Annotated in this window: 27 protein-coding genes; 8 read left to right on the forward strand and 19 right to left on the reverse strand. The window is 74.4% G+C overall.

The window, feature by feature from the left end; all coding sequences use genetic code 11:
• The 3 genes from ACLIYP_RS18000 to ACLIYP_RS18010 form a co-directional block, all read right to left on the reverse strand.
• The coding region (locus ACLIYP_RS18000) for a protein kinase (RefSeq protein ID WP_412714158.1) at positions 1-953 on the reverse strand (953 nt) is incomplete at its 3' end.
• Positions 954-1,094: 141 nt separating this feature from the next.
• Positions 1,095-3,032: a serine/threonine-protein kinase gene (locus ACLIYP_RS18005; protein ID WP_412714159.1), complete on the reverse strand. Its 1,938-nt coding sequence runs from the start codon at positions 3,030-3,032 to the stop codon at positions 1,095-1,097.
• A gap of 227 nt (positions 3,033-3,259) precedes the next feature.
• The gene (locus ACLIYP_RS18010; protein ID WP_412714160.1) at positions 3,260-4,975 is read right to left on the reverse strand and encodes a glycerol-3-phosphate dehydrogenase/oxidase; all 1,716 of its coding nucleotides are present in this window, start codon (positions 4,973-4,975) and stop codon (positions 3,260-3,262) included.
• 226 nt (positions 4,976-5,201) lie between these two features.
• On the opposite strand from ACLIYP_RS18010, the gene ACLIYP_RS18015 reads away from it, so the two are divergent.
• A complete protein-coding gene (locus ACLIYP_RS18015; protein ID WP_412714161.1) occupies positions 5,202-6,464 on the forward strand; it encodes a nucleotide sugar dehydrogenase in 1,263 nt (420 codons plus the stop codon).
• A gap of 119 nt (positions 6,465-6,583) precedes the next feature.
• Here ACLIYP_RS18015 and ACLIYP_RS18020 read toward each other — a convergent pair whose 3' ends face one another.
• From ACLIYP_RS18020 to ACLIYP_RS18035, 4 genes are all read right to left on the reverse strand, one after another.
• Positions 6,584-7,693: a GuaB3 family IMP dehydrogenase-related protein gene (locus tag ACLIYP_RS18020; RefSeq protein WP_412714162.1), complete on the reverse strand. Its 1,110-nt coding sequence runs from the start codon at positions 7,691-7,693 to the stop codon at positions 6,584-6,586.
• An 81-nt stretch (positions 7,694-7,774) separates the two neighbouring features.
• Positions 7,775-9,304, reverse strand: coding sequence for an IMP dehydrogenase (guaB, locus tag ACLIYP_RS18025; RefSeq protein ID WP_412714163.1), 1,530 nt, complete (start codon positions 9,302-9,304; stop codon positions 7,775-7,777).
• A gap of 146 nt (positions 9,305-9,450) precedes the next feature.
• Complete coding sequence (locus ACLIYP_RS18030) at positions 9,451-10,047, reverse strand: sigma-70 family RNA polymerase sigma factor (protein ID WP_394635060.1); 597 nt, start codon at positions 10,045-10,047, stop codon at positions 9,451-9,453.
• A 412-nt stretch (positions 10,048-10,459) separates the two neighbouring features.
• The gene (locus tag ACLIYP_RS18035; RefSeq protein WP_003948568.1) at positions 10,460-11,071 is read right to left on the reverse strand and encodes a response regulator transcription factor; all 612 of its coding nucleotides are present in this window, start codon (positions 11,069-11,071) and stop codon (positions 10,460-10,462) included.
• A gap of 387 nt (positions 11,072-11,458) precedes the next feature.
• On the opposite strand from ACLIYP_RS18035, the gene ACLIYP_RS18040 reads away from it, so the two are divergent.
• Positions 11,459-11,764, forward strand: coding sequence for a WhiB family transcriptional regulator (locus ACLIYP_RS18040; protein WP_093660691.1), 306 nt, complete (start codon positions 11,459-11,461; stop codon positions 11,762-11,764).
• Between the two features lie 90 nt (positions 11,765-11,854).
• Here the strand turns inward: ACLIYP_RS18040 and ACLIYP_RS18045 are convergent, their stop codons facing one another.
• A complete protein-coding gene (locus ACLIYP_RS18045) occupies positions 11,855-12,775 on the reverse strand; it encodes a LysR family transcriptional regulator (protein ID WP_412714164.1) in 921 nt (306 codons plus the stop codon).
• Positions 12,776-12,854: 79 nt separating this feature from the next.
• On the opposite strand from ACLIYP_RS18045, the gene ACLIYP_RS18050 reads away from it, so the two are divergent.
• Positions 12,855-13,544 (forward strand): MOSC domain-containing protein, encoded by a 690-nt coding sequence (locus tag ACLIYP_RS18050; RefSeq protein ID WP_412714165.1) that lies wholly within the window; start codon positions 12,855-12,857, stop codon positions 13,542-13,544.
• A gap of 47 nt (positions 13,545-13,591) precedes the next feature.
• Complete coding sequence (locus tag ACLIYP_RS18055; RefSeq protein WP_410537069.1) at positions 13,592-14,362, forward strand: SDR family NAD(P)-dependent oxidoreductase; 771 nt, start codon at positions 13,592-13,594, stop codon at positions 14,360-14,362.
• Positions 14,363-14,528: 166 nt separating this feature from the next.
• Here ACLIYP_RS18055 and groL read toward each other — a convergent pair whose 3' ends face one another.
• Both groL and groES read right to left on the reverse strand, forming a co-directional pair.
• The gene (groL, locus tag ACLIYP_RS18060) at positions 14,529-16,154 is read right to left on the reverse strand and encodes a chaperonin GroEL (RefSeq protein ID WP_412714166.1); all 1,626 of its coding nucleotides are present in this window, start codon (positions 16,152-16,154) and stop codon (positions 14,529-14,531) included.
• A gap of 106 nt (positions 16,155-16,260) precedes the next feature.
• The gene (gene groES / locus ACLIYP_RS18065) at positions 16,261-16,572 is read right to left on the reverse strand and encodes a co-chaperone GroES (protein WP_093660681.1); all 312 of its coding nucleotides are present in this window, start codon (positions 16,570-16,572) and stop codon (positions 16,261-16,263) included.
• Positions 16,573-16,830: 258 nt separating this feature from the next.
• On the opposite strand from groES, the gene ACLIYP_RS18070 reads away from it, so the two are divergent.
• Positions 16,831-17,409, forward strand: coding sequence for a Uma2 family endonuclease (locus ACLIYP_RS18070; RefSeq protein WP_412714167.1), 579 nt, complete (start codon positions 16,831-16,833; stop codon positions 17,407-17,409).
• Positions 17,410-17,416: 7 nt separating this feature from the next.
• Positions 17,417-18,619, forward strand: a complete 1,203-nt coding sequence (locus ACLIYP_RS18075; RefSeq protein WP_412714168.1) for a class I SAM-dependent methyltransferase — start codon at positions 17,417-17,419, stop codon at positions 18,617-18,619.
• Between the two features lie 66 nt (positions 18,620-18,685).
• Here the strand turns inward: ACLIYP_RS18075 and ACLIYP_RS18080 are convergent, their stop codons facing one another.
• From ACLIYP_RS18080 to tsaB, 5 genes are all read right to left on the reverse strand, one after another.
• Positions 18,686-19,141: a GNAT family N-acetyltransferase gene (locus tag ACLIYP_RS18080; protein ID WP_412714178.1), complete on the reverse strand. Its 456-nt coding sequence runs from the start codon at positions 19,139-19,141 to the stop codon at positions 18,686-18,688.
• A gap of 62 nt (positions 19,142-19,203) precedes the next feature.
• Positions 19,204-19,473, reverse strand: a complete 270-nt coding sequence (locus tag ACLIYP_RS18085; RefSeq protein WP_412714169.1) for a hypothetical protein — start codon at positions 19,471-19,473, stop codon at positions 19,204-19,206.
• Entirely contained in the window at positions 19,470-20,591 is a 1,122-nt protein-coding gene (tsaD, locus tag ACLIYP_RS18090) for a tRNA (adenosine(37)-N6)-threonylcarbamoyltransferase complex transferase subunit TsaD (protein WP_412714170.1), read from the reverse strand. Before tsaD ends, ACLIYP_RS18085 begins: the two co-directional genes overlap by 4 nt.
• Positions 20,584-21,111: a ribosomal protein S18-alanine N-acetyltransferase gene (gene rimI / locus ACLIYP_RS18095; RefSeq protein ID WP_412714179.1), complete on the reverse strand. Its 528-nt coding sequence runs from the start codon at positions 21,109-21,111 to the stop codon at positions 20,584-20,586. The genes tsaD and rimI overlap by 8 nt, the downstream gene beginning before the upstream one ends.
• 56 nt (positions 21,112-21,167) lie before the next feature.
• Positions 21,168-21,851 carry a tRNA (adenosine(37)-N6)-threonylcarbamoyltransferase complex dimerization subunit type 1 TsaB gene (tsaB, locus tag ACLIYP_RS18100; RefSeq protein WP_412714171.1) on the reverse strand — a complete coding sequence of 228 codons (684 nt, stop codon included), beginning with the start codon at positions 21,849-21,851 and terminating at the stop codon, positions 21,168-21,170.
• Between the two features lie 153 nt (positions 21,852-22,004).
• On the opposite strand from tsaB, the gene ACLIYP_RS18105 reads away from it, so the two are divergent.
• Both ACLIYP_RS18105 and ACLIYP_RS18110 read left to right on the forward strand, forming a co-directional pair.
• Entirely contained in the window at positions 22,005-22,598 is a 594-nt protein-coding gene (locus ACLIYP_RS18105; protein WP_412714172.1) for a hypothetical protein, read from the forward strand.
• A gap of 218 nt (positions 22,599-22,816) precedes the next feature.
• The gene (locus ACLIYP_RS18110) at positions 22,817-23,341 is read left to right on the forward strand and encodes a DUF6328 family protein (protein WP_412714173.1); all 525 of its coding nucleotides are present in this window, start codon (positions 22,817-22,819) and stop codon (positions 23,339-23,341) included.
• Positions 23,342-23,364: 23 nt separating this feature from the next.
• Here the strand turns inward: ACLIYP_RS18110 and ACLIYP_RS18115 are convergent, their stop codons facing one another.
• From ACLIYP_RS18115 to alr, 4 genes are all read right to left on the reverse strand, one after another.
• Positions 23,365-23,580 (reverse strand): hypothetical protein, encoded by a 216-nt coding sequence (locus ACLIYP_RS18115; protein WP_412714174.1) that lies wholly within the window; start codon positions 23,578-23,580, stop codon positions 23,365-23,367.
• A gap of 188 nt (positions 23,581-23,768) precedes the next feature.
• Positions 23,769-24,269: a tRNA (adenosine(37)-N6)-threonylcarbamoyltransferase complex ATPase subunit type 1 TsaE gene (gene tsaE, locus ACLIYP_RS18120; protein ID WP_412714175.1), complete on the reverse strand. Its 501-nt coding sequence runs from the start codon at positions 24,267-24,269 to the stop codon at positions 23,769-23,771.
• Between the two features lie 4 nt (positions 24,270-24,273).
• A complete protein-coding gene (locus tag ACLIYP_RS18125) occupies positions 24,274-25,566 on the reverse strand; it encodes an alpha/beta fold hydrolase (protein WP_412714176.1) in 1,293 nt (430 codons plus the stop codon).
• A gap of 7 nt (positions 25,567-25,573) precedes the next feature.
• Positions 25,574-26,761 carry an alanine racemase gene (gene alr / locus ACLIYP_RS18130; protein ID WP_412714177.1) on the reverse strand — a complete coding sequence of 396 codons (1,188 nt, stop codon included), beginning with the start codon at positions 26,759-26,761 and terminating at the stop codon, positions 25,574-25,576.
• Between the last annotated feature and the right edge of the window lie 52 nt (positions 26,762-26,813).

Raw genomic sequence — 26,813 nt, forward strand, 5'->3', positions numbered from 1 at the left:
CTGCGCGCCTCGACCTCGGCCCGCGCGGCGGCGGCGCGCGTCCCGGCCCGGTACGCGGCGATGGCGCCGCTGCGCGCGGCGCGTTCGGCGGCCGGGCCGCCCTGCCCGGGCTGCCCGCCGCGGCCGTGGGGCGCGAAGTGGCCGTGCGCCTCGTACTCCCCCGCCCCCTGGCCCTCGTCGGCGCCGGGACCGGCCAGCTGGCGGGGCACACCGCCCGCCGCCGGGCCCTGGTCCGCCCCCCGGTAGCCGGGCGGCAGGCCGGGGACGCCGCCGTCCTCGCCCCGCGGGGCCGCGGTCGCGTCGTCCGCGTGCCCGTCCGCACCCCCGTCCGCGAAGCCCTCCACATGGCCGCGCGGCAGCACGCTCGGCGGTGCCGGAAGGGGGTCGTACCCGCACAGCGCCTCCTCCGCCGCGCCGGCGGCCAGCCCGGTGAGCACGGCGCGGCCGTCGTCGCAGACGAGGACGGTGCGGGGGGTGATGTTGCGGTGGACCCAGCCCTGCGCGTGGACCGCGCGCAGGGCGGTGAGCAGGTCGGCGGCCAGTTCGGCCGCCCGGTGGGGGCTCAGCGGGCGCTCGGCGAGCACGGCGGCCAGTGGCCGGGCCGCGACCAGTTCGCTGACGATCCACAGCCCGTCGCCCTCGACGAAGACGTCGAAGACCTGGTCGAGCCGCGGGTGGTCGGGTATCCGGGAGGCGGCCAGCGCCGCCTCCACCGCGCGCCGCACGGCGGGATCGGCCGGGCGCCGCGTGGCGCGGCCGGTGCGGTCGTGCCCGTAGCCGCCCCCGCCGACGAACTCGGCCTCGACGACCTCGGGCAGGGGCACCTGGCGGACCAGAACCTCCTGTCCGCTGGCGGTGTCGTACGCGCGGGACTCGACCAGCTCGTACTCGTCCGACGGCGGACGCGGCAAGCGGTACCGCTCGGCCAGCAGCCGACCCGAGTACTCGTCCACGGCGCCCTCCCCACACGGCGTGATGCCCTACGGTCCGTCAAGACCCGTTCCCACCGGCGGGATCGCGGAAGCACAGGGTCTGCGTACTATCACGATACGTGCCGGAGCGGCTTCGCGTCGCCCGTCGGCCGGTTGTCCGTCTCAGTCCCGGGGGCGGAACGTCCGGAACGCGGTCTCCCGCACCGTGCGGCACTCCTCGCCGTCCCACTTGCCCGCCTCACAGGTGATCATGATGGCGTAGCCGTGGGTGTCGTCCACCCGGAAGCCGCGGTTGAGGACGCGCACCCGCTTCCCGCTCTCCACGCGCTCGAACGTCCAGTCCGCGACGGTCGGGTAGCCCCGCCACTCCACGGGCTTGATGGCGATCAGGGAGTAGCCGGTGCTGCTGCCGCGCACGGCGGGTTCCAGGGAGCGCCAGGCGCCCGCCGCGCTGTCCCCGGGGCTGCCGTTGAAGTCGACCTGGACCTTGGGGTAGCCGCCGCCGCGCGGGGCGTACTTGCCGCCGGAGTTGCGGCCCGCTATCCCGGCTCGCTCGTACCCCTCGGGCATGGCCATCGAGAAGTGGAAGCGGTCGTCGGTGACCGTCTCGTAGCCCTCGGGCAGCCCCTCGCCGCCCTGTCCGCCCTTGCCGCCGTCCTCGCCGCCTTCCTCCTCCTCGCGGCCGTCCTTGCCGGACGGCTCCGCGGAGGGTTCGGCGGACGGCTCGGCGGAGGGCTTGCCGGATCCGCCGTCGCCCCCTCCGCCGTCCTGCCCGTCCCCGCTGCCGTCCTGCCCGGCGGTCGGGGCCGCGGACCGCCCGGAACCGGCCCGCTCGCCGCCGCCCTCGTCGCCCCCGGCGAACGCGACGGCCAGGACGGTGCCGAGCAGGGCCAGCACGACGACGGCGACCACCGCGAGCCCGGCGGGCTGCCGTGCCATGCGCGCCGCACGGGCCACCCGGGCGGGGACCGCGGTGGTCGCCGCGGCGGCGCCGCCGGCCGTCCCGCCGCCCTTCCCGCCGGCCCCGTCCCCGGACTCCTCCTCCGCGCCGCGCCCGGCCGAGGCGGCGGCCGCGGCGGCGCGTACGGACCGCAGCGCCTCCCGCAGCCGCTCACCGCCCGTGCCGGAGGCACCGGACGTACCGCCCGTGCCGGCCGCGCCGGAGGTACCGTCCGCTCCGGACTCTCCGGCTGCGGCCACCGGGAGCACGGTCGTACGGGTGCCCTCCGGCTCCTGGGTCTCCGCTGCCGCGGCCTGCGGCCCGCGGGCCGCGCGCTCCAGCAGCGCCCGCGCGCCCGGCTCGTCCAGCCGCTTGTCCGGGTCCTTGTCCAGCAGGCCGTGGATGACCGCGTCCAGGGCCCCGGCGCGCTTCGGTGGCTCCAGCGGCTCGGTCATCACCGCGGTCAGGGTGGCGATCGCCGACCCCTTGTCGTACGGCGGGTGGCCCTCCACCGCCGCGTACAGCAGCCCGCCCAGCGACCACAGGTCGGACGGCGGGCCGGGGCGCTGGCCGCGCGCCCGCTCCGGCGCTATGTAGGAGGGCGCGCCGACCAGCATGCCGGTGGAGGTGAGGGAGGGGTCGCCCTCGATCTGGGCGATGCCGAAGTCGGTGAGGACGACCCGGCCGTCCTCGTCGGCGATCAGGACGTTGGAGGGCTTCACGTCGCGGTGCAGGATGCCCTCGCGGTGCGCGGCGCGCAGCACGTCGAGGATCGCCAGACCCACCTCGGCCGCCCGCCGCGGCTCCAGCGGGCCGTCCTCGCGCAGTACGTCGGCCAGGGAGCGGCCGTCGATCAGCTCCATGACGATCCAGGGGCGGTCGTCCTCGTCGACCACGTCGTAGACGGTGACCGCGCTGCTGCTGCGGATGCGCGCGATGGCCTTCGCCTCGCGCAGTGTGCGGGTGACCAGCCGGCGCTTCTCCTCCTCGTCGATGCTGGAGGGGAAGCGCAGCTCCTTCACCGCGACGGTGCGGCCCAGGACCTCGTCCTCGGCCCGCCACACGGTGCCCATTCCGCCGCGGCCCAGGACGTCGCCCAGCCGGTAACGCCCGCCCAGCAGCCGTCCGGCCTTCTTGCCGCGGCCGTCCACGTCGCTCATGCGTCCCCTCACACTCAGCCCGCCCCAGCAGTGGCCCCATTCTCCCCCACGGGGCGGACCGCGGTGCACTCGGCCGGGGACACACAACCGGAACGGCGGTGCGCGGGACCGGGGCTGACGCCCCGGCACCCGCGACGCGGCCGGCACGCCCGCGCGGCGGGCGGGCACCGGCCGCGTACCGGCCGCGCGGAGAAGGACGGTGACGGTCCGTCACGTACGCCGGGGCGTCACAGCGGCTGGAGCGGCACGATGTCCGGCGCGCCCAGACGTGCGGCGTCGGCGGTCTGGTCGTCGGGCTGGAGCTGGGACTCGCGCTCGGCCTCGACCCGCTTCTCGTAGTGCTCCACCTCGCGGTCGACCTGGCCGGCGTCCCAGCCGAGCACCGGCGCCATCAGCTCGGCGCACTCCCGCGCGCTGCGCGTGCCGCGGTCGAAGGTCTCGATGGAGATGCGGGTGCGGCGGGTGAGGACGTCGTCCAGGTGGCGCGCGCCCTCGTGCGTGCAGGCGTACACCACCTCCGCCCTGAGGTAGTCGTCCGCGCACGGCAGCGGCTCGCCCAGGCTCGGGTCGGCGGCGATCAGCTCCAGCACCTCGTCGGTCAGCGAGCCGTAACGGCCCAGCAGGTGCTCCACGCGTGCCACGTGCAGTCCGGTGCGGGCGGCGATGCGGGCGCGGGCGTTCCACATCGCGTGGTAGCCCTCGGCGCCGACCAGCGGCACCTCCTCCGTGGTGCACTCGGCGACACGGTGGTCGAGCCCGTGGACGGCCTCGTCGACCGCGTCCTTGGCCATCACCCGGTACGTCGTGTACTTGCCGCCCGCGACGACCACCAGGCCCGGCACCGGGTGGGCGACGGTGTGCTCGCGCGAGAGCTTGCTGGTGGCGTCCGACTCCCCGGCCAGCAACGGGCGGAGCCCGGCGTACACGCCCTCCACGTCGTCGCGCGTGAGCGGCACGGCCAGTACCGAGTTGACGTGGTCGAGCAGGTAGTCGATGTCGGCGCTGGAGGCCGCCGGGTGGGCCTTGTCCAGGTCCCAGTCGGTGTCGGTGGTGCCGATGATCCAGTGCCGGCCCCAGGGGATGACGAACAGCACGCTCTTCTCGGTGCGCAGGATCAGTCCGGTGGTGGAGTGGATGCGGTCGCGGGGCACCACCAGGTGGATGCCCTTGGAGGCGCGTACGTGGAACTGGCCGCGCTCGGCGGTCAGCCGCTGGGTGTCGTCGGTCCACACGCCGGTGGCGTTGACGACCTGCTTGGCCCGGATCTCGTACTCGCCGCCCTGCTCCAGGTCCTGCACCCGGGCGCCGACCACCCGCTCGCCCTCGCGCAGGAAGCCCACCACGCGGGCCCGGTTGGCGGCGTGGGCGCCGTAGGCGGCGGCGGTGCGCACCAGGGCGGCGACGTAGCGGGCGTCGTCCATCTGCGCGTCGTAGTACTGCAGGGCTCCCACCAGCGCGTCCTTGCGCAGGGCGGGCGCCACCCGCAGGGCCTGGCGGCGCGTCAGGTGCCGGTGGTGGGGCAGGCCGCGGCTGCGTCCGGAGGCCGTGGCGAGCACGTCGTACAGCGCCACGCCGGAGCCCGCGTACAGCCGCTCCCAGCCCCGGCGCCGCAGCGGGTAGAGGAAGGGGACGGGCCTGACCAGATGGGGGGCGATCCGCTGGAGCAGCAGCCCGCGCTCCTTGAGCGCCTCGCGCACCAGCGTGAAGTCCAGCATCTCCAGATAGCGCAGCCCGCCGTGGATGAGCTTGCTGGAGCGGCTGGATGTGCCCGATGCCCAGTCGCGCGCCTCGACGATGCCCGTCGACAGGCCGCGGGTCACCGCGTCCAGGACGGTGCCGGCGCCGACCACCCCGCCGCCGACGACCAGTATGTCCAGCTCGCGCTCCGACATGCGGGCGAGCGCCTCGGCCCGCTCGGCCGGTCCCAGTGCCGCTGTCCTCACCACTGCCTCCCTGATATGCCGACGCCCCGGTCGTTTGCACGTCCGTACGCCTGTCCGTACCCGCCCTGGCACCTACCCGTTCGTCCGCCGATCGCACGACTTCGAACCGGGCGGACACCGCTCCGCACGCAATCCACCATATCTGTCATATATGCGCTTAACCTGACATCGCCCTACAAGCCAGCCAGCCCCAAGAGTCCGTCGACAGGGGAAGGGACGCCGCCTCATGCCCGCAGATCTCGCCGTCCTCGGTCTGGGTCGTCTGGGTCTTCCCGCGGCCCAGGCCGCCACGGCCGCCGGTATCCGCACCATCGGCTACGACCCCGACGAGAACGCCGTGCGCGAGCTGGGCTCGGGGCGCCCTCCGGCGGACGGCGGGCTGTCGGCGGCCGAGGTGCGCCGGATGGCCTCGGCCGGCTTCCGCGCCACCTCGGACCCCTCCGTGCTGGGCCGGGTCCGCACCGCCCTGATCTGCGCCCCCACCCCGCAGGGCGAGGGCCGCGCCCCGGACCTGGGCGCGGTACGGGCGGCGGCGCTCACCCTCGGCGAGCGGCTGCGCCCGCGGACCACGGTCGTGGTGGAGTCCGCCGTCCACCCCGGCGGCACCGAGGAGTACGTCGCCCCGCTGCTGGAGAAGGCCTCGGGCCTGCGGGCCGGACACGACTTCCACCTCGCCTGCGCCCCCTCCCGCCTCGACCCCGGCAACCGCTCCCACGGCTACTCCAACACCCCGCGGGTGATCGGCGGACTGACCCCGGCCTGCACGGAGGCCGCCGCCGCCTTCTACGGGCGGCTGGTCGAGAAGGTGGTGCGGGCCCGCGGCCTGCGCGAGGCCGAGACGACGGCGGTCCTGGAGACCAACTTCCGGCATGTGAACATCGCCCTGGTCAACGAGATGGCCGTGCTCTGCCACGACCTCGGCGTGGACCTGTGGGACGTGATCCGCTGCGCGGAGACCAAGCCGTTCGGCTTCCACGCCTTCCGGCCGGGACCGGGCGTGGGCGGCCACGGCGTCCCCGTCGACCCCGCCTGCCTGGACCGCGGCGGGCGCACCCCGGGCTATCCGCTGCGCCTGGTCGAGGTGGCCCAGGAGGCCAACGCCCGGATGCCGCGCTACGTGGCCCAGCGCGCGGCGACCCTGCTCAACGAGCACGGAAAGTCGGCCCGCGGCGCGCGCGTCCTGCTGCTGGGCGTCACCTACAAGCCCGACCTCGCCGACCGGACCGGCTCCCCCGCCCCCGAGATCGCCCTGCGGCTGATGGAGCTGGGCGCGCAGATCGGCTACCACGACCCGCACGTGCCGCAGTGGCGGGTGGCGGGCCGCCCCGTCCCGCGCGCCGACTCCCTCTACGAGGCCGCCGCCGAGGCCGACCTCACCCTGCTCCTCCAGCACCACCGCGTCTACGACCTGCAGAGCCTGTCGGCCAAGGCCCAGCTCCTGCTCGACACCCGCGGCGCCAGCCCCACGGGGGCGGCCCACCGGCTGTGAGGCGAGCGCCCGGCGCGCCCGTACGTAAAACCCGTACGTAAAAGGGGCGGGGCCCGGTGACGCACCACCGGGCCCCGCCCCTCGTCGTCGTACGGCTTCCGCCCCGCGGGCGCCCGCGCTCAGCGGGAGACCGTGACCTCCACCCGCTGGAACTCCTTGAGCTCCGAGTAGCCCGTGGTGGCCATGGCCCGGCGCAGGGCGCCGAAGAAGTTCATGTGGCCCTCGGGGCTGTGCGAGGGGCCGAGCAGGATCTCCTCGGTGGTGCCGACCGTGCCGAGGTTGACGCGCCTGCCGCGCGGCACGTCCTCGTGGACTGCCTCCATGCCCCAGTGGTGCCCGTGGCCGGGCGCGTCGGTGGCACGGGCCAGCGGGGAGCCCATCATCACCGCGTCCGCGCCGCAGGCGATGGCCTTGGGCAGGTCGCCGGACCAGCCCACGCCGCCGTCGGCGATGACGTGGACGTACCGGCCGCCGGACTCGTCGAGGTAGTCGCGGCGGGCCGCCGCCACGTCGGCGACGGCGGTGGCCATCGGCACCTGGATGCCCAGCACGTTGCGGGTGGTGTGCGCGGCGCCGCCGCCGAAGCCGACGAGCACGCCGGCCGCACCGGTGCGCATCAGGTGCAGCGCGGCGGTGTACGTGGCGCAGCCGCCGACGATGACGGGGACGTCGAGCTCGTAGATGAACTGCTTGAGGTTGAGCGGCTCGGCCGCCGAGGAGACGTGCTCGGCGGAGACGGTGGTGCCGCGGATGACGAAGATGTCCACGCCCGCGTCCACGACCGCCTTGGAGAACTGCGCGGTGCGCTGCGGCGACAGCGCGGCGGCCGTCACCACGCCGGAGTCGCGCACCTCCTTGATCCGCCGCCCGATCAGCTCCTCCTTGATAGGGGCGGAGTAGATCTCCTGGAGCCGGCGGGTGGCCGCGGCGTCCTCCAGCTCGGCGATCTCGTGGAGCAACGGCTCGGGGTCCTCGTAACGCGTCCACAGGCCTTCGAGGTTGAGCACCCCCAGGCCGCCCAGCTCGCCGATGCGGATCGCGGTGCGCGGCGAGACGACCGAGTCCATCGGGGCGGCCAGGAACGGCAGCTCGAAGCGGTAGGCGTCGATCTGCCAGGCGATCGAGACCTCCTTCGGGTCCCGCGTGCGGCGGCTGGGCACCACCGCGATGTCGTCGAAGGCGTACGCCCGCCTCCCGCGCTTGCCGCGGCCGATCTCGATCTCAGTCACGTGCTGTGCCCTTCCTACGGTCTACGCCCCCAGTATCCCCGAGCGGGACACCGGGGGCGCGCACCGGGGCACCGGTCCGTCTCAGCGCCGGGAGTAGTTCGGCGCCTCGGTCGTCATCTGGACGTCGTGCGGGTGGCTCTCCTTGAGCCCGGCCGCGGTGATGCGCACGAAGCGGCCCCTGGCCTTCATCTCCGGCACCGTCCGGCCGCCGACGTAGAACATCGACTGCCGCAGGCCGCCGACGAGCTGGTGCACCACCGCGCCCAGCGGGCCGCGGTAGGGGACCTGGCCCTCGACGCCCTCGGGGACGAGCTTGTCGTCGGCGGCGACCGTCTCCTGGAAGTAGCGGTCCTTGGAGTAGGACTTGGCCTGGCCGCGCGACTGCATCGCGCCCAGCGAGCCCATGCCGCGGTAGGACTTGAACTGCTTGCCGTTGATGAACAGCAGCTCGCCCGGCGACTCCTCGCAGCCCGCCAGCAGACTGCCGAGCATCACGGTGTCGGCTCCGGCGACCAGGGCCTTGGCGATGTCGCCGCTGTACTGCAGCCCGCCGTCGCCGATGACCGGGACGCCGCTCTCCCGCGCGGCGAGCGCGGCCTCGTAGATCGCGGTGACCTGCGGGACGCCGATGCCCGCGACGACGCGGGTGGTGCAGATCGAGCCCGGTCCGACACCGACCTTGACGCCGTCGGCGCCGGAGTCGATCAGCGCCCGGGCCCCGTCGCGGGTGGCGACGTTGCCGCCGACCACGTCGACCGAGGAGTTGGACTTGATCTTGGCGACCATCTCGCCGACCAGCTTCGAGTGGCCGTGCGCGGTGTCCACGACGATGAAGTCGGCGCCCGCCTCGATCAGCGCCTGGGCCCGCTCGAAGGCGTCGCCGGCCACGCCGACCGCCGCGCCGACGATGAGACGGCCCTCGGAGTCCTTGGCGGCGTTGGGGTACTTCTCCGCCTTGACGAAGTCCTTGACGGTGATCAGGCCCTTGAGCACGCCCTCGTCGTCGACCAGCGGCAGCTTCTCGATCTTGTGGCGGCGCAGCAGCTCCATGGCGTCCGCGCGCGAGATGCCCACCTTGCCGGTGACCAGCGGCATCGGCGTCATCACCTCGCGGACCTCGCGGCTGCGGTCGGTCTCGAAGGCCATGTCGCGGTTGGTGACGATGCCCAGCAGCTTGCCGGAGGCGTCGGTGACCGGCACACCGCTGATGCGGAAGCGGCCGCACAGCTCGTCGGCCTCGCGCAGCGTGGCGTCGGGGCGGATGGTGATCGGGTCGGTGACCATGCCGGACTCCGACCGCTTGACCTGGTCGACCTGGTCGGCCTGGTCCTCGATCGACAGGTTGCGGTGCAGTACGCCGACGCCGCCCTGCCGGGCCATGGCGATCGCCATGCGGGCCTCGGTGACCTTGTCCATCGCCGCGGAGATCAGCGGGATGTTCACCCTGACGTTGCGCGAGACATACGAGGAGGTGTCGATGTCCTGCGGGGCCATGTCCGACTCGCCCGGCAGCAGCAGCACGTCGTCGTAGGTCAGCCCGAGTGCGGCGAACTTCGCGGGAACCCCGTCAGCACTGCCGGCGCTGCCCGCACTGCCGACGTTGTCCGTCATGACGCCTTCCATGGCACCTTCCCCAATACTCTTGCCCGGCGCGGACGTCCATGCTAACGGGCCCGGAAGGGGCGCCGTACCGCCCGCGGGTCCGCCGGCGGGATCGCCGCCGGACCGCTCGCCGGATGGCCGTGAACGGCCCCGGATCACTGCTCCGCGAGAGCGCGCAGCCGCGACAGGGCTCGATGCTGGGCAACGCGTACGGCCCCCGGGGACATTCCGAGCATCTGCCCGGTCTCCTCGGCGGTGAGCCCGACCGCCACCCGCAGCAGCACCAGTTCGCGCTGGTGCTCGGGGAGGTTGGCCAGCAGCTTCCTCGCCCACTCCGCGTCGCTGCTCAGCAGGGCCCGCTCCTCCGGGCCGAGCGAGTCGTCGGGCCGCTCGGGCATCTCGTCCGAGGGAACCGCCGTGCTGCCCGGTCCGCGCATGGCGGCCCGCTGGAGGTCGGCGACCTTGTGCTGGGCGATGGCGACCACGAACGCCTCGAAGGGCTTGCCGGTGTCGCGGTAGCGCGGCAGTGCGCACAGCACCGCCAGGCAGACCTCCTGGGCCAGGTCGTCCACGAAGTGCCGGGCGTCCCCGGGCAGCCGGGTCAGCCGGGTCCTGCAGTAGCGCAGGGCGAGGGGGTGGACGCGGGCGAGGAGGTCGTGGGTGGCGCGCTCGTCGCCCTCCACCGCACGCTGGACGAGGGCACCGATCTCGCCGCGGCCGTCGGCCGGGGATGGCGTCTCGTCGTCACGCATCGGTCCATGGTGCACCCGGCCCGGCCGTTCCGCCGCACCCCGTCCGTGGTTGTGCACTGAAGCGTTATGGGCAGGGGCACTCGCTGTCACGTCCCGCGCCCTCCCCTCACGCCTGGCCGTCACGTCCCCGAGGAACTCCATACATCCAGGATGCGGCACACCGGAGATTACGGCACCGGACCGTCTCCGGAAGGCCCCGCCTCCCGGTGCTCCGGGGCCCGCGGGGCCCCTTCCGGACCCACGGCACACGGACACGTACGGCGCGCGGTGCGGTGCGGTGCGCACGGCGCGTACGGCCGGCCGCGGGCGGGGAGCGCGGCCGGCTCCACCGCTCCGGCGCCGTCGGGTGTCCGCGGTCCGGCCGGACGCCGGACCGGCGGACGGACCGGGGGCGGGGCCGCCCCCGCCGGGGCTAGCGGACGAGGCCCCAGCGGAATCCGAGCGCCACGGCGTGCGCGCGGTCGGAGGCGCCGAGCTTCTTGAACAGCCGTCGCGCATGGGTCTTCACCGTGTCCTCGGACAGGAACAGCTCGCGTCCGATCTCGGCGTTGGAGCGGCCGTGGCTCATGCCCTCCAGCACCTGGATCTCGCGGGCCGTGAGCGTCGGCGCGGCGCCCATCTCGGCCGAGCGCAGCCGCCGCGGCGCGAGCCGCCAGGTGGGGTCGGCCAGCGCCTGGGTGACCGTGGCCCGCAGTTCGGCGCGCGAGGCGTCCTTGTGCAGGTAGCCGCGGGCGCCGGCGGCGACGGCGAGCGCGACGCCGTCCAGGTCCTCCGCCACGGTCAGCATGATGATGCGGGCACCGGGGTCGGCCGACAGCAGGCGCCGTACGGTCTCGACGCCGCCCAGGCCGGGCATCCGGACGTCCATGAGGATGAGGTCTGATCGGTCGGCACCCCAGCGGCGGAGGACTTCCTCGCCGTTGGCGGCCGTCGTCACACGTTCCACGCCGGGCACGGTCGCGACCGCGCGGCGCAGCGCCTCTCGGGCAAGCGGGGAGTCGTCGCAGACGAGGACGGAAGTCATGATCGCCCTCCGCAGCTCATGCGCATCACCTTAGGCCTCCAGGGCTGGTACGAATCGTCACCTGTGCGGTTGACCGCCCCGGACATCCGTCCGGCACTTGTCTGCGTCAACCGCCTCCGCACACTCAACGACGGTCACCCGAAAGAGTTACGGTCTTCGGCGCCCGCTTTCAACACCCTACGTGATGGGGCCGACACGGAGGGGGTATCCCGCGCAGATCAACAGCCGTGTCGTCATTTGCCCTGTTTGGCGGGTTTTCTTTTTATTACTCGCGTATGTCCCGAAAATCTCGAAGATGCATATTTACATCTACTCATACCGTGGATGTACGGTCGTGACTGTTCTCGACTGGTTCACCAGCATCAGTTCGCTTCGAGAGGACAAGCCATGGCAGATTTCTCCCGCCTTCCGGGTCCCAACGCCGATCTGTGGGACTGGCAGCTGCTGGCCGCCTGTCGAGGAGTCGACAGCTCGCTGTTCTTCCACCCCGAAGGGGAGCGCGGAGCGGCCCGCAGCGCACGCGAGGCGTCCGCCAAGGAGGTGTGCATGCGCTGCCCGGTCCGGGCGGAGTGCGCCGCCCACGCGCTCACCGTGCGTGAGCCGTACGGGGTGTGGGGCGGGCTGACCGAGGACGAGCGCGAGGAGCTCATGGGCCGGGCCCGCACCAGGCTGGTCGGCGCGGCCGGTGCGTAGGGCCGCTCCCCGCGCGTCCTTCGGCCACTCACCCGGCGCCCCGCCGCGCCCCCGGACGCCGGACGCGCCGGGTGCCGGACGCGGCCCGCGTCAGCGGCGGGCCGCGTCCGACAGCCGGTCGAGCATGGCGGCGACCGCAGGCACCCGGGCGAGGTCCGGCAGCGTCAGCGCCGCCACCTCGCGCCGCACCTCCGGGCTGATGCCCACCGTCCGCACGCCCCGGGGCCGCACCGACTCCACCGCCAGTCCCGGCAGCACGGCCACGCCCAGGCCCGCCCCCACCAGCCCCACCACGGCCGGGTAGTCGTCGGTGGCGAAGTCGATCCGCGGCGTGAAGCCCGCGCTCTCGCACACCTGCACCAGATGGCCGCGGCAGCGCGGGCAGCCCGCGATCCAGGGCTCCCGGGCCAGCTCCGCGAGCCCCACCTCCTCCCCCGCCTCCGCCGCCCGCGCCAGACGGTGGTCCTCCGGTACCAGGACCACCAGCCGCTCGGTCAGCAGCGGCCGCACCACCAGGTCGTCCCACTCCGGATCGCTCTGCACCGGCCCGGCGGCGTCCGGGTAGCGGTAGGCGAGGGCGATGTCGCACTCGCCCTCGCGGAGCGCCTCCACCGAACGCGGCGGCTGCGCCTCGACCAGCGACACCCGGGCCCCTGGATGCTCCGCGCGCATCGCGGCGACGGCCGCGGGCACGATCGCGGAGCTGGCGCTGGGGAAGGACACCAGCCGGACCCGGCCCGCCCGCAGTCCGGCGATGGCGGCCACCTCCTCCTCCGCGGCGGCCAGCCCGGCCAGGATGCCCGCCGCGTGCCGGACCAGCGCCTCGCCGGCCTCGGTGAGCCGCGTCTCGCGGCCGGCGCGCACCAGCAGCGGGGTGCCCACGGTCTGCTCCAGGGCCTTCATCTGCTGGCTGACGGCGGGCTGTGTGAAGCCCAGCGCGCGGGCGGCGGCCGAGAGCGAACCGGTGCGGGCCACCGCGCGCAGCACACGGAGATGGCGTGCCTCGATCACTCCCCCACCATAAGCGCCCCCGGCGAGGGGCCCCGGGGGCCGTTCGCGCCCTCGCGGGCGTCCTTCTAGTCTGCGCGGCATGCGGCTTCTCTCCGTGAACCTCGCCCGTCCGCGCTCCGTCGGCTACACCAGCGCCCCGGGCGGCCTCACCGGCATCGACAAGCGCCCGGCCGACGGCCCGGTCGCCGTGGCCGCCCCCGGCTCCGGCGGCGGCAGCGGACTCGCCGGGGACCTCATCGGCGACCCGCTCTTCCACGGCGGCGACGACCAGGCGGTGTACGCCTTCGCCCGGGAGGACCTGGACGGCTGGGAGGAGGTCCTCGGCCGCGAACTGCCCAACGGGGTCTTCGGCGAGAACCTCACCACCGCCGGCGCCGACGTCAGCGGGGCGCTGATCGGCGAGCGCTGGCGGATCGGGCCGGACGCGGTGCTGGAGGTCTCCTGCGCGCGCACCCCCTGCCGCACCTTCGCCGGCCGGCTGGGGGAGATGGGCGTCCTGCCGACGGAGCGGGGGGCGGGGTGGATGAAGGCGTTCACCCGGGCCGCCGCGCCGGGGGCGTACCTGCGGGTGGCCGAGCCCGGCGAGATCCGCGCCGGGGACCGGATCGAGGTCCTGCACCGGCCGGACCACGAGGTGACCGTCGCCCTCCTCTTCCGTGCCCTGACCACCGAGCGGTCACTGCTGCCCCGCGTCCTGGACGCCGGGGACGCCCTGGCCGCCGCCGCCCTGGAGGAGGCGCTGGAGTACACCGCGAAGTACGCCTGCTGACGCATCCGGAACGCGGCACGCCGGCCCCGGCCGGATAGCGTGCCCGTATGACGACTGCACTGATCACAGGGGCCACGGCCGGGATCGGCGCCGCCTTCGCCCGGCGGCTGGCACGCGACGGGCACAACGTGGTGCTGGTCGCCCGGGACACCGAGAGGCTGCGGCGGCACGCCACCGAACTGCACGACCGGCACGGCGTCGAGGCGTCCATAATCACCGCCGACCTGGCCACCGACGAGGGCATCGAGGCGGTCGAGGAGCGGCTCGGCGACCGGAAGCACCCGGTGGACCTGCTGGTCAACAACGCCGGTTTCGGCAACAGGGGCCGCTATCTGGAGGTGCCGATGGCGGACGAGCTGCGCATGCTCAAGGTGCACTGCGAGGCCGTGCTGCGGCTGACCTCGGCCGCCGCGGAGAGCATGCGCGAGCGGGGCCGCGGCGGCATCGTCAACGTGGCCTCGGTGGCGGCCTTCGTGCCGCGCGGCACCTACGGCGCGTCCAAGGCGTGGGTCGTGCAGTTCACCCAGGGCGCGGCGCGGGACCTGGGGCCGACGGGGGTGCGGCTGATGGCGCTGTGCCCGGGTTTCGTGCGCACCGAGTTCCACCGGCGCGCGGGGATGTCGGCGGAGAGCGTGCCGGGCTGGATGTGGCTGAACGCCGACCGGGTGGTGGACGCGGCCCTGGACGACCTGGCCAGGGGCAAGACGCTGTCCGTCCCGGACCCGCGCTACAAGGCGCTGCTGGGCCTGGCCCGGCTGGCGCCGCGCGGCCTGGTCTCGCGCGCCTCCTCCACCACCGGGCGCTTCAGCCCGAGGTGACGGACGCACCGCCGCTCTTACGGCGCCCCCGTCCGTCCCGTCCGCCTCGTTCCCCCTCCCCCCTTCCCCTCTCCCCGCCTGCGCGCGGGGACGCGACGAGGCCCGGCCCCCGTGTGGGGAGCCGGGCCTCGTCGTGCCGGCGGGACGTACCGCGGTGGCCCGTGCCTCAGTGGGCGTGGCCGTGACCGTGGCCGGCGGCCTCCGGCTCCTCCTCGGCCGGCTTCTCGACGACCAGGGTCTCGGTCGTCAGCAGCAGCGACGCGATGGAGGCGGCGTTCTCCAGGGCGGAGCGGGTGACCTTGACCGGGTCGATGACGCCGGCCTTGACCAGGTCGACGTACTCGCCGGTCGCGGCGTTGAAGCCGTGGCCCTTCTCCATGTCGGCGACCTTGGAGGTGATGACGTAGCCCTCCAGGCCGGCGTTCTCGGCGATCCAGCGCATCGGCTCGACCAGGGACCGGCGGACGACCGCGACACCGGTGGCCTCGTCGCCGTCCTTGCCCAGGCCGCCCTCCAGCACCTTGGAGGCGTGGACCAGCGCGGAGCCGCCGCCGGAGACGATGCCCTCCTCGACCGCGGCGCGGGTCGCGGAGATGGCGTCCTCCAGACGGTGCTTCTTCTCCTTGAGCTCGACCTCGGTGGCCGCGCCCACGCGGATCACGCACACACCGCCGGCCAGCTTCGCGAGGCGCTCCTGGAGCTTCTCGCGGTCCCAGTCGGAGTCGGTGGTCTCGATCTCGGCCTTGATCTGCGCGACGCGGCCCTGCACGTCCTCGGCCTTGCCGCCGCCGTCGACGATGGTGGTGTCGTCCTTGGTGACGGTCACGCGGCGGGCGGTGCCCAGCACGTCCAGACCGGCCTGGTCGAGCTTGAGGCCGACCTCCTCGGCGATGACGGTGGCGCCGGTCAGCGTCGCCATGTCGCCGAGCATCGCCTTGCGGCGGTCGCCGAAGCCCGGGGCCTTGACGGCCACCGCGTTGAAGGTGCCGCGGATCTTGTTGACCACCAGGGTCGACAGGGCCTCGCCCTCGACGTCCTCGGCGATGATCAGCAGCGGCTTGGAGCTGTTGGTCTGGATGATCTTCTCCAGCAGGGGCAGCAGGTCCGCGATGGCGGAGATCTTGCCCTGGTGGATCAGGATGTAGGGGTCGTCGAGGACGGCCTCCATGCGCTCCTGGTCGGTGACCATGTAGGGCGACAGGTAGCCCTTGTCGAAGGCCATGCCCTCGGTGAAGTCCAGCTCCAGACCGAAGGTGTTGGACTCCTCGACGGTGATGACGCCGTCCTTGCCGACCTTGTCCATCGCCTCGGCGATCAGCTCGCCGACCTGCTTGTCCTGGGCGGACAGCGCGGCCACGGCGGCGATGTCGGACTTCTCGTCGATCGGGCGGGCGGTGGCCAGCAGGTCGTCGGAGACGGCCTTGACCGCGGCGTCGATGCCCTTCTTCAGGGCGGCCGGGGAGGCGCCGGCGGCGACGTTGCGCAGGCCCTCGCGGACCAGCGCCTGGGCCAGCACGGTGGCGGTGGTGGTGCCGTCGCCCGCGATGTCGTTGGTCTTGGTCGCCACCTCCTTGACGAGCTGGGCGCCCAGGTTCTCGTACGGGTCCTCGACCTCGACCTCGCGGGCGATGGTGACACCGTCGTTGGTGATGGTCGGGGCGCCGAACTTCTTGTCGATGACGACGTTGCGGCCCTTGGGGCCGATCGTCACCTTCACGGTGTCGGCGAGCTTGTTGACACCGCGCTCGAGGGCGCGACGGGCGTCCTCGTCGAACTTCAGGATCTTCGCCATGGTTGCTTGGGTCCTCTCGGAATCCTCGTCAAAGGAACCGCGCCCCGGCCCCGGACGTCTCGGACGCGGGTACCAGGGCGCGGATCACAGGCAGTCTTCGCGGTGCTTACTTCTCGATGATCGCGAGAACGTCGCGCGCCGAGAGGACGAGGTACTCCTCGTTGTTGTACTTCACCTCGGTGCCGCCGTACTTGCTGTACAGCACGATGTCGCCGACCTTCACGTCGAGCGGCAGGCGGTTGCCGTCCTCGAAGCGGCCCGGACCGACGGCGAGGACGGTGCCCTCCTGGGGCTTCTCCTTCGCGGTGTCCGGGATGACCAGGCCGGAAGCCGTGGTCTGCTCGGCGTCGAGCGGCTGGACCACGATGCGGTCCTCGAGCGGCTTGATGGCAACCTTGGAGCTGGTGGCGGTCGTCACGATCCGACCTCCCCCTTCGGAGATCTCGGCGGGGTTTGGATGTCTGGGGTGGCGACCTGGTAGATCCGTCGTCGCGGGTGCCGGATCTGCCCGTCGCTTGAGTTGGCACTCTCCATGGGGGAGTGCCAATGCCGAGACTATGACGGCGTTAGCACTCAGTCAACCGGAGTGCCAGCGCACGGCGCGTTGCGCGCCGGTGCGCCGGTACGCTGACCCCGTACCGCGTCACAGGTGCCCGCCCGTCAAGGAGTACCGCCGATGACCGCAGAGCCCCTGCCCGACTGGTTCCACCCGCCGCCCGGCGGCTGGACCGCCGACGACCTGGACCGGCTGCCGCCGGACGCCCCGCGCTTCGAGCTGATCGACGGAGCCCTCGTGATGGTGTCCCCGCAGACCTCGTTCCACGGCCAGGTGATGCGGCGGCTGTCCAACGCCATAGAACTCGCGGCCCCCCACGACCTGTGGGTCGAGTTCGAGATGACGATCCGGCTGGGGAAGCGCCAACGCCCGGAGCCCGACATCCTCGTCGTCAGCGGTCCGCCACATGACGAACGCACCGCGTACCTCCCCGAGGAGGTCGTGCTCGTCGTCGAGATCGTCTCCGAGGAGTCGGCCGTGCGGGACCGCGAGACCAAACCGCTGAAGTACGCCCATGCCGGTATCCGCCACTTCTGGCGAGTGGAGAAGGAAGACCGCAAGCCAGTCGTGCACGTCTACGAGCTTGACGACACCACCGGCACATACGTCCCCACCGGGATTCACCGCGACAAGCTCGTCCTCCCGGTGCCCTTCCCCATGGACATCGACCTGACCACGTTGTACCGCGCACCGCGGTGACGGGCCGGTGAGCACCAACCCGGCCGTCGGCGACCCCGTCTCCGTCTTCCACCGCCTGCTGACCGACGAGGGGCAGGCCCTGCTGGCGGAGCTGCGGTCCTACGACCCCGGGCGGGAGCTGGCCGTCGCCACCAGGCTGCGCCGCGACCACCCGGCCGAACTGGTCTCGGCGGCCATCGCCCAGGCCCGGCTGCGGCAGCGGGCGGTGGCGAAGTTCGGGGCCGGGGACGCGGCGCGGATGTACTTCACCCCCGACGGCGTGGAGCAGGCCACCCGCGCCAGTGTGGCCGCGTACCGCGCCGGGCGCTTCGCCGGCCTCGGGGCGCGGCGGCTGGCCGACCTGTGCTGCGGCAACGGCGGCGACGCCATCGCGCTCGCCCGCGCCGGGATCGAGGTCCTGGCCGTCGACCGCTCCCCGCTGACCTGCGCCGTCGCCCGGGCCAACGCCGGGGCGCTGGGCCTGTCCGACCTGATCGAGGTGCGCTGCGCGGACGTGACGGAGGTGGACACGTCCGGCTTCGACGCCGTCTTCGCCGATCCGGCCCGCCGCGGCGGACGCGGCCGGATCTTCGACCCCGAGGCGTACTCGCCGCCGCTGTCCTGGGCGGTGGAGGCCGCCCGGCGCGCCCCGCTCGCCGCGCTGAAGGTGGCCCCCGGCATTCCGCACGAGGCGGTGCCGGAGGGCGCGGCGGCCGAGTGGATCTCCGACGGCGGGGACGTGAAGGAGGCCGTGCTGTGGTTCGGCGCCGCCTCGCGCGGGGCGTCCCGGGTGCGCGCCACCCTGCTGCCCGGCCCCCGAACCCTGGACTCCGCAGGCCTGCCGGATCCCCCCTCCGGCCCCGTCGGCCGCTACCTGTACGAGCCGGACGGCGCGGTGATCCGCGCGCACCTGGTCGCGGAGGTGGCCGAGCTGGTCGGCGGGCGCCTGATCGACCCGACCATCGCCTACGTCACCTCCGACGAGCACCGCCCGACGCCGTACGCGGCCGCGTACGAGATCACCGACACCCTCCCCTTCAACCTCAAGCGGCTGAAGGCGCTGCTGCGCGAGCGCGGTGTCGGGACGCTGACGGTCAAGAAGCGCGGCTCGGCGGTCGAACCGGAGGAGCTGCGCCGGAAGGTGAAGCCGTCCGGCCCGAACGCGGCCACGGTCTTCCTCACCCGCGTCGCGGGCGCCCCGGCGATGCTCCTGGGCCACCCGGTCCGCTGAGAGAAGCACCCGTACGGGTGACGGTCACGCGTTCCCGGGGCTCCGGTGCGGGTGGTGGCGCCGCCGTCAGGCGGCCGCCGCGCAGCAGCGGACGGCCACCTTCCGCTCCGGCCCCCACCGCTGTTCGACCGTCGCCGGCAGCCGCCGGCCGAGCCGCTCGTACAGAGCCGCCGCCGCGGTGTCGGAAGCCGCCACGTCGAGCACCGGATGCAGACGGCGCTCCCGTGCCTCCGCGGCGGCCCGCGCGATCAGCAGCGCGCCGATCCCGTGGCCGCGGGCCCACGGGGCGACGAACAGCCTGTTGACCACGGCGGCGGCATCGGCGCCCACTCCCGTACGGGCGCTCCACAGCCCGGGCGCCGCGTCTCCCGGGCCGCTCCGGGACAGACCGGTGTGGCCGGCGACGCGGCCGTCGAGTTCCGCGGCCCACGAGGCGACGAGCGACGGCGGCGTGAGCCATGTCTCCCGGTGGCCGGGCCAGTTGAGCGGATAACCGTCGCGCTCGTGGACCTCCCGCAGCATCCGCGCGCAGTCGCCGAGGTCGCGCCCGGTCCGCCGCCGGGTGCCGGGGGGCGGGTCAGCCCTCACCGGGCGCCTCCGTCCGCGTCCGCGCTCTCGAAGCGCCAGCGGTGGACCGGGCGGTGGAGCAACTCCTCGGGCGGAGAGGGCAGTTCCGGGACCTCGGCGTCGTACGGGGCGTCCCACCAGGTGATGACCAGGACCCGGTCGGCCGGGGCGGTGAACGTCTCACGGCGCAGGGGCGCGGGGCCGAGCGCCTGGGCGCGGACCCACTCCAGCAGCTCGGCCCCCCGGCCGTCCGCCGCGCGGGCCTCCCACATCAGCGCGACGGTCATGAGTAGAGGTTCTCCGCGCTCGTCTCGTGCACATGGTCGTGCGCGTGGCCGTGCGTGTGGCCGTGCGTGTGCGAGGCGCCCGGTACGTGCGGTTCGGTGACCGGCAGGGAGGAGTCGGCCGACAGGTCCCAGTCGGAGGGCGCCCGGTCGCGGGAGACCATCTCGGCGCCCAGGGCCGCGACCATCGCGCCGTTGTCGGTGCACAGCTTCGGGCGCGGCACCCGCAGGGTGATCCCGGCCGCCTCGCAGCGCGCCTCGGCCATCGCGCGCAGCCGCGAGTTGGCCGCGACGCCGCCGCCGATCATCAGGTGGTCCACACCCTCGTCCCGGCAGGCGCGTACGGCCTTGCGGGTCAGCACGTCGACGACCGCCTCCTGGAAGGACGCGGCGACGTCGGCGACCGGCACCTCCTCGCCCGCGTTCCGCCTCGCCTCGATCCAGCGGGCGACGGCGGTCTTCAGGCCGGAGAAGGAGAAGTCGTAGGGCGCGTCGCGCGGGCCGGTCAGCCCGCGCGGGAAGGCGATGGCTTCCGGATCGCCCTCACGGGCGTAGCGGTCGATGACCGGTCCGCCGGGGAAGCCGAGGTTCAGCACCCGGGCGACCTTGTCGAACGCCTCGCCCGCCGCGTCGTCGATGGTGGCGCCCAGCGGGCGTACGTCGGAGGTGATGTCGGACGACAGCAGCAGCGAGGAGTGGCCGCCGGAGACCAGCAGCGCCATGGTCGGCTCGGGCAGCGCGCCGTGTTCGAGCTGGTCGACGCAGATGTGCGAGGCGAGGTGGTTGACGCCGTACAGCGGCTTGCCCAGCGCGTACGCGTACGCCTTGGCCGCGGAGACGCCCACCAGCAGCGCGCCGGCCAGGCCGGGACCGGCGGTGACGGCGATGCCGTCCAGGTCGCTCGCGGCGACGCCGGCGTCCTTCAGGGCGCGCTCGATGGTGGGGACCATCGCCTCCAGATGGGCGCGGCTGGCGACCTCGGGCACCACCCCGCCGTACCGGGCGTGCTCGTCCACGCTGGAGGCCACCGCGTCGGCGAGCAGCGTGTGCCCGCGCACGATGCCCACGCCGGTCTCGTCGCAGGAGGTCTCGATGCCGAGGACCAGGGGTTCGTCAGCCATGGGTCGTCGTTCCTTGGTGTTCCGGTGCGGGATCCGTCGCGGGGTCATGTGCGGGGTGGGGTGCCGGGTCCGGCGCGGGGTCGGCCGGGCGGCGCATCACGAGGGCGTCCGCGTTCCCGGGCTGGTAGTAGCCGCGGCGCAGGCCGACGGCCTCGAAGCCGAAGCGCTCGTACAGGCGCCGGGCGCGGTCGTTGTCCACCCGGACCTCCAGCATGACCTCGCGGCACTCGAAGTCGGTCGCGGCGGTGAGCAGCGCGGTGAGCAGCCGGGCGCCCAGTCCGGTGCCCCAGTGGTCGCGGGCGGCGGCGATGGTCTGGACGTCCCCGGTGCCGCCCGCGGCGGCGAGTCCGCCGTAGCCGACGACCCGGCCCTCGCCGTTCTCGGCGACGAGGTAGCGGCGGGTGGCGTGCGGGCCGCGCGCGCGGGCGAGTTCGGACCAGAACAGGGCGGGCGACCAGGCGTCGTACGGGAACAGCTCCCGTTCCAGCTCCAGCACCGGTTCGATGTCCCACCAGCGCATCTCGCGCAGGGCCACCTGCTCGCGGGCCTGCTCGGCGGGCTGCTCGGCGGGGGCGGTCACCGGGGTGTGACCACCTTGTAGTTGGCGGGCACCCTAGCGTCCGGGCGCCGCAGGTAGAGCGGAAGCGGCGGCAGGAAGCCCCCGGCCTCCCCGGCGGAGCCGGCCGCCAGGCGCTCGGCGGCAAGCGCCGCCAGCGCGGCCGCCGAGACGTGCTCGGGCAGGTCGTCGCGTACGCCGGTGAAGGTGTCCGGGTACAGCCGGGCCCCCATGCCCGCCGCGGGAACGCCGGCGACCAGCTCGGCGATGTCGGCCGGGCGGTCCACGGCCGGTTCCCCGAGGCGGGTGCGGGCGTCGGCGTAGCGCGCCCAGTACACCTCCTTGCGGCGGGCGTCGGTGGCGACGACGAAGGGGCCCTCCGCTCCGGCCGCCCCGGCGGCGTGGGCGATGCCGTCCAGCGTGCACAGGCCGTGGACGGGGATGCCGCGGGCGGCTCCGAGGGTCGTCGCCGTCATCAGGCCGACCCGCAGGCCGGTGTACGGGCCGGGGCCGACGCCGACGACGATGCCGGTCACGTCGCCGAGCGAGGCGCCCGCCTCGGCCAGGACGCGGTCGACGGCCGGGAGCAGCAGTTCGCCGTGGCGGCGGGCGTCCACCTCGTCGGCGGCTGCGAGGGTCCTCGTCCCGTCGTGCAGGGCGACGGTGACGGCGGGGGTTGCGGTATCCAGAGCGAGCAGGAGCACGCTCTCAGCCTACGGCGCGCCGCGGACCGCCGGTGCCCGCCCGCGGCACGGCGTCCACTACCGACTGCTACCGTCGGGCTTACGATCACACCGGTCTTCCAGGGCTCCGAGGACCGGCGGGGAAAGCGGCGAGTACCGGAGGCGGGCGAGACGGTGGCACGGAACAGCGCGGGTACGTTCGTGGCCGGGCTGACCGCGGCGGCACTGGCCGCCGTCGGCTTCCTGGCCTACCAGGCGTCCGCCGCCCAGGACCGGCGCGGACCCGCCGACGACCGCGGGGCCGCCGCGTCGGCCTCCCCGTCCCCCGGCGCCGCGGAGAAGGGCCGCGAGGACCGCGAGAAGGCCGGAGACCGGGAGGAGGCCGCGCTGCCGGCCGACTCCGGTGCCGGCGAGCGCGTCGTGTACTCCCTGCGCGGCGACCGGGTCTGGCTGGTGGGCGCGAACGAGCAGGTCACCCGGACGTACCGCGTCGTCCCCGGTGCGGTGGACCCGCTGCCGGGCGAGTACACCGTGAGCGAGGGCGGCCGTACCGAGCGCGTCACCGGTTCCGACGGGGTGCCCGTCGCCCATGTGGTGCTGTTCACTCAGGTGGAGGGGGTCGTGGTGGGCTTCAGCGCCGCCGTGGACGACTCGCTGCCCGAGGGACCGCCGAAGGAGGGCACGGGCGGCATCCGCTCCAGGGCCGCGGACGGCGAGGCGATGTGGCGGTTCGCCACGGCGGGCACGAAGGTCGTCGTCGTTCCCTGAGCCCCGAGCCCTGAATCCCGGGCCCTGAATCCCGGGCCCCGAGCCCATGGCCCCCGGGCCCCGAGCCCGAATCCCCCTGTCCCGGGTGCCCCGGCTCCGGCCCGCCGAAGCCCCGCCCACGTTTGCCCTCCCCGCTTTCGAACAGATGGTGAACAAGCGGACAGGAACCGGGGAAAGCCGGCGGAGAAGGGGGCGGCGGGATGGCGCTGGGAACGGACATGGCACCGGACAGGGACGGCGGCGGCCAGGTGGCCCGGGAGGAGCACCGGGAGACCGAGAAGGAGCGGGCCGACCGGCGGTGGACGGAACTCCTGCAGGAGGTCAGGGTCGCCCAGATGGGCATTCAGATCCTGCTCGGCTTCCTGCTGAGCGTCGCCTTCACCGAGCGGTTCACCGATCTGGGGGCGGTGGACCGCAACATCTACGTCGTCACCGTCGTCCTCGGCTCGGCCGCGACCGGCACCCTGATCGCCCCGGTGGCACTGCACCGCTTCGTCACCGGGCACCGGATGAAGCCCCAGACGGTGGAGTGGGCCTCACGCCTCACCGTCACCGGGCTGATCCTGCTGCTGTGCACGGTCACCTGCGCCCTGCTGCTGATCCTGCGTGTGGTGCTGCACGACGGCCTGGCCTGGTGGATAGTCGGCGCGCTGTTCATGTGGTTCGTGGGCGCCTGGTTCCTGCTGCCGGCCTGGGCGCGACGTGTCGGCCCGCGGCAGGGGGAGCGGAAGGGGCACGCGTAGCCCTCTGCCACCCGTACGGGCCCTCAGGCCGCCTCGGCGGCCCGGGGGCCCTCGTCGTCCGGGCGCCCTTCGGGAGCGGTACGGCGCTCGGGGGCCGGCGGTGTGGAAACCGCGTCGGCCGCGGCGCACGAGGCCAGCAGATCGCGCATCGGCACCGCTCCGGCACCCGGCGGGCGCCCGGACGCACCGGCGCGCGCTTCCTCGGCGGTCGTCCCGGGCTCTCGTTCCTCGGCCTCCATGGGTCCTCCCGTGGCTCATGGGGCGGGAGTGGTAAGGCGTGCCTAACCACCCTCTCCGGCCTCCATGTGAACACGCCGGGGGCACCGCGCGCAACATCTTGCCGACGCGGTGTCGGAACACGGGTCCCGGCCCGGTACGCGCCGCGTGCCGTGCGGGGTGCGGGGTGCGGTTGTGCGGGCTCCGGCTCCTACCCGTTCTCCGCCGGCTCCGCGAGGACGGACAGGTCCTGGCCCGCCCAGCGCCCGCCGACGCCGGTCACCGTCACCGTCCGCGCGTCCTCCCCGGAGCCGTCCCCCGCTCCGCTCCCGGCGCCGCCGGCCGCCTCCGACCCCACCGAGCGCTCGATGACCACGTGCAGCCGGTCCTCCGAGAGCTCCTCGACCTTCCCCTCGCCCCACTCCACGACCACCACCGACTCCGGCAGCGAGGCGTCGAGGTCCAGATCCTCCATCTCCTCCAGGCCGCCGCCGAGCCGGTAGGCGTCCACGTGCACCAGCGGGGGCCCGTCGCCCAGCGAAGGGTGGACCCGGGCGATGACGAAGGTGGGCGAGGTGACCGCGCCGCGCACGTCCAGACCCTCGCCCAGCCCGCGGGTGAGGGTGGTCTTGCCCGCGCCCAGCTCGCCGGTGAGCAGGACGAGGTCGCCGGGCAGCAGCAGCCGGGCCAGACGCCGGCCCAGCTCCCGCATCCGGTCAGGGGTCGCGACGCGGATCCTCGCGGTCCGCCCGGAGTTGTGGGGAGCGCCGGTCTCCCGGGGGCTCCGGGTCTCCTGAGGGCTCCGGGTCTCCCGAGGGCTCGGGGGGTTCTGCCGGCTCTCCGGAACGGCCCCGGGGGCGGCCCCCGCGGCCCGGTGGTGCGGTGTGTCCATGTGTGTGGATGGTACGCGTCAGCAGCTCGGCCAGGCGGTCGTTGACCGCCTCGGGGTGCTCCAGCATCACCAGGTGCCCCGCCCCCTCCACGACCACCAGGTCCGCGTGCGGCAGCGCCCCGGCCATCGCCTCGCTGTGCTCGCGCGGGGTGAGCAGATCGCGGTCGCCGGTGAGGATCAGCGCGGGCCGGTCCTCCTCGAAGGCGGCCAGCGCGGCCGTCTTGTCGTGCTCGGCGAAGGCGGGGTAGAAGTCGGCGACGACGTCGACCGGTACCGACTCGATCAGCCGCTCCGCGAAGCGCGCCACCCCCGGGTCGACGTCGCGGGCGCCGAACGAGTACCGCTTGACCAGTCCCGTGAAGAGGTCGGCGGTCGCCCGCCGCCCCCGCTCCACCAGATCGGCCCGCGCGGCCAGCGTCCTGAGCACCCCCGGCGCCATCCGCCGCAGCGCCCGGGCCCCGGCGGCGGGCAGCCCGTAGGTCACCTCCGTGAGGTTGCCCGCCGAGGTGCCCAGCAGGGCCACCGCGGCGACGCGCTCGGCGACGTACCCGGGGTGGTGGTGGGCGAGCGCCATCATCGTCATCCCGCCCATCGAGTGGCCGACGAGGACGACCGGTCCGGCGGGGACGGCGGCGTCGAGCACCGCCTTCAGATCGCGTCCGAGCCGGTCGATGGTGACCGTCTCGCCCGCCCGTCCGCGCCCGGAGCGGCCGTGGCCGCGCTGGTCCCAGTAGACGGCGCGCAGGGCGGGGGTGGGGGGCGCGGTGGGCTCGGTGCCGCGCAGGGCGGCGCGCTGGAAGTGCCAGACGTCCTGGGCGAGGCAGTAGCCGTGGCTGAAGACGACCGTGGGCGCGCCCTCGGGTATTCCGCCCTCCGGTTCGTCGGTCTCGTAGTACAGCTCGGTGCCGTCGTCGGCCACGGCCCGGCCGGGGGTGCCGCGCAGCGAGCCGTACGGACCGGTCGCGTCCAGGGCCAGGCGCGCCCTGCGGCGCACCGCCCGGTGCACGGTCAGCCGCTCGACGGCCACTCCCGCGGCCACCGTGGCCGCGGTCAGTCCCAGCACCGCGCCGGCCACTCCGGCGCGGCGCGCCCACCCCCTGCCCCCTGCGTCCGTCATGCCTGCGTCATGCTTCCGCGTTCAGGTGGACGCGCGGCACCCGGGCGCCGATCCGGGTCACGACCTCGTACCCGATGGTGCCCACCGCGCGCGCCCAGTCCTCGGCCGTCGGCTCGCCCGCGTCGCCCGGCCCGAACAGGACCGCCTCGTCGCCCTCCGCGGCCGCGTCACCGCCCAGGTCCACCACGAACTGGTCCATGGCCACCCGGCCGGCGACCGTCCGCCACTTGCCCGCCACCAGCACCGGCCCGCTCCCCGAGGCATGCCGGGGGACGCCGTCGGCGTAGCCGGCCGGGACCAGGGCCAGGGTCGTCTCGCCGGGGGTGGTGTAGTGGTGGCCGTAGCTCACCCCGTGCCCGGCGGGCACCCGCTTGACCAGGGCGAGACGGGCGCGCAGGGTCATCACCGGCCGCAGTCCGAAGTCCGCCGGCACTCCGACCTCGGGCGAGGGCGAGAGCCCGTAGACCGACACGCCGGTGCGCACCAGGTCGAAGTGCGCCTCGGGGAGGGTGAGGGTCGCGGGCGAGTTGGCGATGTGCCGCACCTCCGGGTCGAGCCCGGCGCGGGCCGCGGTGGCCAGGGCCTCCCGGAAGACGGTGAGCTGGGCGGCGATGGAGGGGTGGCCGGGCTCGTCGGCGCAGGCGAAGTGCGACCACACCCCGGCGACCCGCACCGTGCCCTCGGCCTCGGCGGCGCGGGCCGCGGCGGTCAGCGCCTCCCAGTCGGCGGGCCCGCAGCCGTTCCGGCCCAGCCCGGTGTCGATCTTCAGATGGACGCGGGCGGTACGGCCGCAGGCGCGGGCGGCGGCGGTGATCTCCCGCAGCGCCCACGGGCCGCTCGCCGACACGTCGACGTCCGCCTCGATCGCCTCGCGCCAGGGCCCGCCGGGCGTCCACAGCCAGCACAACAGCCGGCCCCGGTCCCCGGCGGCGCGCAGCGCCAGCGCCTCCTCGGGGGTGGCCGTACCCAGCCAGCCCGCGCCCGCCTGCCGTGCGGCGCGTGCGCAGGGGGCCATGCCGTGGCCGTACGCGTCGGCCTTGACCACGGCCATCAGCTCGGCCCCGGCCGCGCGCTCGCGCAGGGCGCGGACGTTGGCGCGCAGCGCGGCCAGGTCGATCTCGGCCCCGACCCGGTGCGGGCCGGGGCGGGGCCGCGCTGCCGCGCGAGGGGCGGAGGGCTCACTTACGGCGTCCATCGCCCCCCAGTGTCTCAGGTCCCCTTCCCGCCGCCGCCCCGCCCGTCCGGCG

The organism is Streptomyces nanhaiensis (genome assembly GCF_046614825.1).
In the GTDB taxonomy this organism is placed as follows: domain Bacteria; phylum Actinomycetota; class Actinomycetes; order Streptomycetales; family Streptomycetaceae; genus Streptomyces; species Streptomyces radiopugnans.

What these genes read in the sequence shown, in the direction of transcription:
- ACLIYP_RS18005 (WP_412714159.1), bottom strand. Translation starts at nt 3,032, where the DNA reads ATGAGCGACGTGGACGGCCGCGGCAAGAAGGCCGGACGGCTGCTGGGC.
- ACLIYP_RS18015 (WP_412714161.1), top strand. Translation starts at nt 5,202, where the DNA reads ATGCCCGCAGATCTCGCCGTCCTCGGTCTGGGTCGTCTGGGTCTTCCC.
- guaB (WP_412714163.1), bottom strand. Translation starts at nt 9,304, where the DNA reads ATGACGGACAACGTCGGCAGTGCGGGCAGCGCCGGCAGTGCTGACGGG.
- ACLIYP_RS18030 (WP_394635060.1), bottom strand. Translation starts at nt 10,047, where the DNA reads ATGCGTGACGACGAGACGCCATCCCCGGCCGACGGCCGCGGCGAGATC.
- ACLIYP_RS18035 (WP_003948568.1), bottom strand. Translation starts at nt 11,071, where the DNA reads ATGACTTCCGTCCTCGTCTGCGACGACTCCCCGCTTGCCCGAGAGGCG.
- ACLIYP_RS18040 (WP_093660691.1), top strand. Translation starts at nt 11,459, where the DNA reads ATGGCAGATTTCTCCCGCCTTCCGGGTCCCAACGCCGATCTGTGGGAC.
- ACLIYP_RS18050 (WP_412714165.1), top strand. Translation starts at nt 12,855, where the DNA reads ATGCGGCTTCTCTCCGTGAACCTCGCCCGTCCGCGCTCCGTCGGCTAC.
- ACLIYP_RS18055 (WP_410537069.1), top strand. Translation starts at nt 13,592, where the DNA reads ATGACGACTGCACTGATCACAGGGGCCACGGCCGGGATCGGCGCCGCC.
- groL (WP_412714166.1), bottom strand. Translation starts at nt 16,154, where the DNA reads ATGGCGAAGATCCTGAAGTTCGACGAGGACGCCCGTCGCGCCCTCGAG.
- ACLIYP_RS18070 (WP_412714167.1), top strand. Translation starts at nt 16,831, where the DNA reads ATGACCGCAGAGCCCCTGCCCGACTGGTTCCACCCGCCGCCCGGCGGC.
- ACLIYP_RS18080 (WP_412714178.1), bottom strand. Translation starts at nt 19,141, where the DNA reads ATGCTGCGGGAGGTCCACGAGCGCGACGGTTATCCGCTCAACTGGCCC.
- ACLIYP_RS18085 (WP_412714169.1), bottom strand. Translation starts at nt 19,473, where the DNA reads ATGACCGTCGCGCTGATGTGGGAGGCCCGCGCGGCGGACGGCCGGGGG.
- tsaD (WP_412714170.1), bottom strand. Translation starts at nt 20,591, where the DNA reads ATGGCTGACGAACCCCTGGTCCTCGGCATCGAGACCTCCTGCGACGAG.
- rimI (WP_412714179.1), bottom strand. Translation starts at nt 21,111, where the DNA reads ATGCGCTGGTGGGACATCGAACCGGTGCTGGAGCTGGAACGGGAGCTG.
- ACLIYP_RS18110 (WP_412714173.1), top strand. Translation starts at nt 22,817, where the DNA reads ATGGCACCGGACAGGGACGGCGGCGGCCAGGTGGCCCGGGAGGAGCAC.
- ACLIYP_RS18115 (WP_412714174.1), bottom strand. Translation starts at nt 23,580, where the DNA reads ATGGAGGCCGAGGAACGAGAGCCCGGGACGACCGCCGAGGAAGCGCGC.
- tsaE (WP_412714175.1), bottom strand. Translation starts at nt 24,269, where the DNA reads ATGCGGGAGCTGGGCCGGCGTCTGGCCCGGCTGCTGCTGCCCGGCGAC.
- ACLIYP_RS18125 (WP_412714176.1), bottom strand. Translation starts at nt 25,566, where the DNA reads ATGACGGACGCAGGGGGCAGGGGGTGGGCGCGCCGCGCCGGAGTGGCC.
- alr (WP_412714177.1), bottom strand. Translation starts at nt 26,761, where the DNA reads ATGGACGCCGTAAGTGAGCCCTCCGCCCCTCGCGCGGCAGCGCGGCCC.